Annotated in this window: 3 protein-coding genes and 1 pseudogene; all 4 read right to left on the bottom strand. The window is 48.7% G+C overall.

Translation table 11 applies throughout. From position 1 onward, the window contains the following. Nucleotides 1-1,943: AAA family ATPase (locus tag I2D94_RS17865; protein WP_229056958.1), on the bottom strand; the 1,943-nt coding region annotated here is incomplete at its 3' end. Next, nucleotides 1,909-3,531 carry a DEAD/DEAH box helicase gene (locus tag I2D94_RS17860; protein WP_195397880.1) on the bottom strand — a complete coding sequence of 541 codons (1,623 nt, stop codon included), beginning with the start codon at nt 3,529-3,531 and terminating at the stop codon, nt 1,909-1,911. The genes I2D94_RS17860 and I2D94_RS17865, both read right to left, overlap by 35 nt. A 13-nt stretch (nt 3,532-3,544) precedes the next feature. After that, nucleotides 3,545-4,060, bottom strand: a complete 516-nt coding sequence (locus I2D94_RS17855; protein WP_229056957.1) for a DUF669 domain-containing protein — start codon at nt 4,058-4,060, stop codon at nt 3,545-3,547. 14 nt (nt 4,061-4,074) lie between these two features. Then, a pseudogene (locus tag I2D94_RS17850) lies at nt 4,075-4,284 on the bottom strand (hypothetical protein); the annotation flags it as partial.

The following is a 4,284-nucleotide window of genomic DNA, read 5'->3' as shown; positions in this document are numbered from 1 at the left end:
GCCAACACTCCGATATTGTCCACATGATGCACCGGATAATCAAACCAAAGATTGACGGGGGCAAACTTAGGGAACTCCCGGAGCGTGCCCTCGATCCGCCACGCCGTGCGCCCTTGCATTGCCGTTCTAGCGGCGTTAATCTCATCGCATAGCCGTTGATACTCCCGATCGTCAAAGGTCTCTCTGCAGGTCTGCGTCATCCGCGACGCGCTGCACTGATCATCCTGGGACAGCTTGTACAGCTGCCCGGCACGCTGCAGGTAGTCTTTGCATACCCGGCAGACCATCTGGTCATCCTGTTGCTTCTGCAGGCTCTCTGGCAGGTCTAGCTCAATGAGGTCCAACAAGGCATCAGGATCTCGGGCAAAGACTCCAGATCCAGACGCACGGTCCATGCTGCGCTTGCTGCCCTGGCTGCCTTTGCTGTGATGATGGCAGTAGATTACTGCGACCCCCAACTCCGTGCAGACCTTATCAAATTGATTACAAAAGTTGGCCATCTGATCAGCGCTGTTTTCATCGCCTGTAATGACCTTGTAAATTGGGTCAATCACAATGGCGATGTAGTCCTTTTTTGCAGCTCTGCGGATCAGCTTCGGCGCCAACTTGTCCATCGGCACGGAGCGGCCGCGGAGGTTCCAGATATCGATATTCTGCAGGTGTTCCGGCTTAATCCCAAGCGCTTGGTAAACATCTTTAAAACGATGCAAACAGCTGGCACGATCCAGCTCCAGGTTGACATATAAGACACGGCCGCGGGTACAAGGCCACCCGAACCAGGAAGTTCCCTCTGCGATCGCAATACACAGCTCAATGAGGGAAAAACTTTTTCCTGCTTTAGACGGACCAGCGAGCAGCATCTTATGCCCCTGACGCAACACGCCATCGATCAGTGGTGCAGCCAGTGCTGGCAAGTTATCCCAGACGGCTTCCAGCGGCTCCGGATCCGGCAGATCATCGTTGACCGCCTCGATCCATTCTCGCCATTCGTCCCAATTTGATTTTCCGATGTTGGTTTCCATGAGAAATTGTTTTCGCCCGGCTCGAATCACACCCGGCATCCGAGACAGTCGGGATGGATTTTTGTTGGATAAATCTACTGCAAGTCCATTTTTCTCACAGACTTTGAACAGGAAATCAACCCGTTTCCGATACTCTGCATGATCTGCTGCGTTGATCTTAACGATGGCATGGATACTTTTCCGACCACTGAAAACAAGACAAGCGACTGGCAGCTCCAACTCATGGATAATTGCATTCTGTTTTTCCACATCAATATTGTCTGATTCAACTAATGCATACCTGAAATCTGTTACATTAAAGTCTTTTACACCTTTACCATCCAAAGGGTTAATTCGGATCCATGCTCCAGCAGCCGGATTATAGTCGCCTAAAGCATTTTCAATACTGTGATGCTTCTTTATATCAGTAAGTAAATTTCCAACAGACCGCGTCCAAACGCCCTTCGTAGGCTTCAATGTGCCTTCATCATCAAAGGTACGTGTAACATAGCCGATAATGTCATCTGGTTCAAACAGCGTTTCGAGATAAGTTGTCAGATCCCTAACCGGATCCCAATTGACCGGCTCTTGGATTTCTCGGCCTTCAAGCCAGCCTTTGTCGATAACAAGATAATCATCCCGCTGGATAACGCTGTCCCAGTCCAGGAGATAGCCTGGTTCGGATGACGCCGGAGACCAGCCACGATCCCGGGCCATCTGTACTATCGTTCCGCCAGTCACTGGATTGCTCGATCCCTCAAAACTATTCCACTTTTTAAAGCATTCGCCGGCATGATATCTGCCAACATCACGAGCGGACCAGGTATCCCAATCTGCCGCGGTGTATCCCTCATGCTTAAGCGCCATGCCTACGTTAACCCACTCCTGGTAGTTGCAGTCTGATGGATCAATATATTCCAAAATTTCCTTCAAATCCATCATTCATTACCTCCGGTATATAGTTTTGTGGATCGATGCCGCGTGGAACATGCCATCCACAAGCTTTAATTCGAGTGATCATATTACTTGCAGCATCAACCTGCCACGATCCAACATTTTTAAATCCGTAATTCTCTAATAACTTAATTTGTTTTGGCGTTGAAAGTCCGAGTTCTTGTCGTTTATGGAGTCGATCAAGCAATAGCGTAGCTTTGCCAGCGTTATCAATCTCATCCGGCTTAATTCCAAATTTTTCTAATGAGGCTTTTTGTTTCTCAGTAGCCGGTGCACATTCCCATCCGAATGCTGGGGCATAGCTGGCTAAATCCTCAGCTTGGATACTCATTTCAAATTGCAGCGGATCCACAAGTTTTCTCTTTCTCGCTCTCATCTGCTTCAGCTGATCTGCCAGCGCCTGCTCACGCTCGGCAACGACATCTGATGATGCCTGAGCTTCTGCTTCTTCCAGATCCACTGGGCATCCTGCAGCTTTTTCAAGGTTTTCCGTCATTTTCTTCGCAACTTCTTCACTTTCACAGATTAGGGAAGCTGGATGACAAAGCTCGTGGCGCTCCGTGTGCCAAAGAAAGTCCAGCAATAACAAGTCAGCCTTATCCGGTGCGAGGCGCGTGCCTCTGCCCACCATCTGACTGTATAGACTTCTCACCTTGGTCGGTCGGAGCACAATAATGCAATCCACCGTTGGGCAATCCCATCCCTCTGTTAAAAGCATTGAGTTGCATAAAACGTTGTATCGGCCGGAATCATAATCAGCGAGGATCTGTGCGCGATCAGCACTCTCGCCGTTGACTTCAGCAGCCCGGAACCCTTTTTGGTTGAGAATCTCGCAAAATTTTTGACTGGTTTTAACCAGCGGAAGGAAAGCGACTGTCTTGCGATCTTTGCAATATTTGATCATCTCGTCGGCGATCTGATAGAGATAAGGATCCAGAGCTGTACCCAAGTCGCTTGCCTTAAAGTCCCCAGATTGTATCCCAACGCCTGTCAGATCCAGCTGCAGAGGGATTGTCATAGCCTTGATCGGCACCAGGTACCCGCTCTTGATCGCCTGCGGTAATGTGTACTCATAGGCCAACGACTCAAAGTATTGTCCCAGATTACGCATATCGCCACGGTCCGGAGTTGCTGTGACACCTAATACATCAGCATCTGGAAAGTGCTCAAGCACCCGCTGATAGCTGTCAGAGAGGCAATGATGAGCCTCATCGATGATAATCGTGTCAAAATAATCTTGTTTGAATTTTGCCAATCGCTGCGGCCGGGTTAAGCTCTGCACGGATCCGACTACAATCCGATACCAGCTTCCTAGGCAGGATTCTTCCGCCTTTTCAACGGCGCTGCCAAGGCCAGTTGCTTGCATGATTTTATCCGCTGCCTGATCCAGCAGCTCACCGCGGTGTGCCATGATCAGAACTCGTTTGCCCTGCCTGACACAATCCTCGGTGACCTTGGCAAAGACGATTGTCTTACCGCATCCTGTAGGTAAGACCAGGAGCGTCTTTTTCTTCCCCTGGTCCCACTGTTCAAATATGGCTGTTTTAGCTTCTGACTGATACGGTCTTAATTCCATGACCGCTCACCTTTTAAAACGCTCCTGGCGTATACTGATTCCCGGTTGGTGCCTGACCTAAATCAGGAGCTGGATAAAACTGCTTCACTTCGTTGTAATCGTTACCGTCATTTCCTTTCCGGATTCCCACCTTGCACTTGCCTACACAACCAGGGATTAAATCCCAGCGCATCTGCAACGGCTGTCCCTTTTTCTTTAATCCAATGCAGGTAAAGAAAGCTGACAGCATGCCTTCGCATTTACTGTGCAACGTTAAATAATGCTTAATATATGATCTTCCATTCGGTGTATCAATTCGCAGAGTGACAATCGCCATGTTGCATGGAGGAAGCGATCCTGTTCCTTTCGTTCTACTTCTTTCATAGCTTTCTACTACAAATTCATAATCGCCGGCAGGTAGCAGAATAAATTCTGGGCCATCAGATACGATTGTATCGTCCCAACCATATTCACGATCCTGAGGCTGTTGACCATATTGTGACTGTTGATTGTACTGTGTCTGCTGGGTGTAAGGGTTATACTGTGTCATCTCTTATTTCCTCCTCAAAATGGTACATCTAAGTGTAAGATTGCATTAAGAACCTGATCCCAAGCAGCGACCAGGACTGCCTGGATAAATCCCGGTTCATAGTTGCTGATTGGCGTATCCAATGTGTAATAGCCTTTTTCCGCAACTACTCGCTGGATCTGCATCGGCATGATGTTATCTTTTTTCATCAGGTCGACAAGCGATTGTGGGATCCCGGTATAGTC

Origin of the sequence: Holdemania sp. 1001302B_160321_E10 (assembly GCF_015552275.1) — a bacterium.
Classification (GTDB): domain Bacteria; phylum Bacillota_I; class Bacilli_A; order Erysipelotrichales; family Erysipelotrichaceae; genus Holdemania.
This window is presented reverse-complemented; position numbering and strand designations above follow the sequence as displayed.

Bases quoted from the DNA above. Each gene is read 5' to 3' on its own strand.
- I2D94_RS17860 (WP_195397880.1), bottom strand. From the start codon at position 3,531: ATGGAATTAAGACCGTATCAGTCAGAAGCTAAAACAGCCATATTTGAA.
- I2D94_RS17855 (WP_229056957.1), bottom strand. From the start codon at position 4,060: ATGACACAGTATAACCCTTACACCCAGCAGACACAGTACAATCAACAG.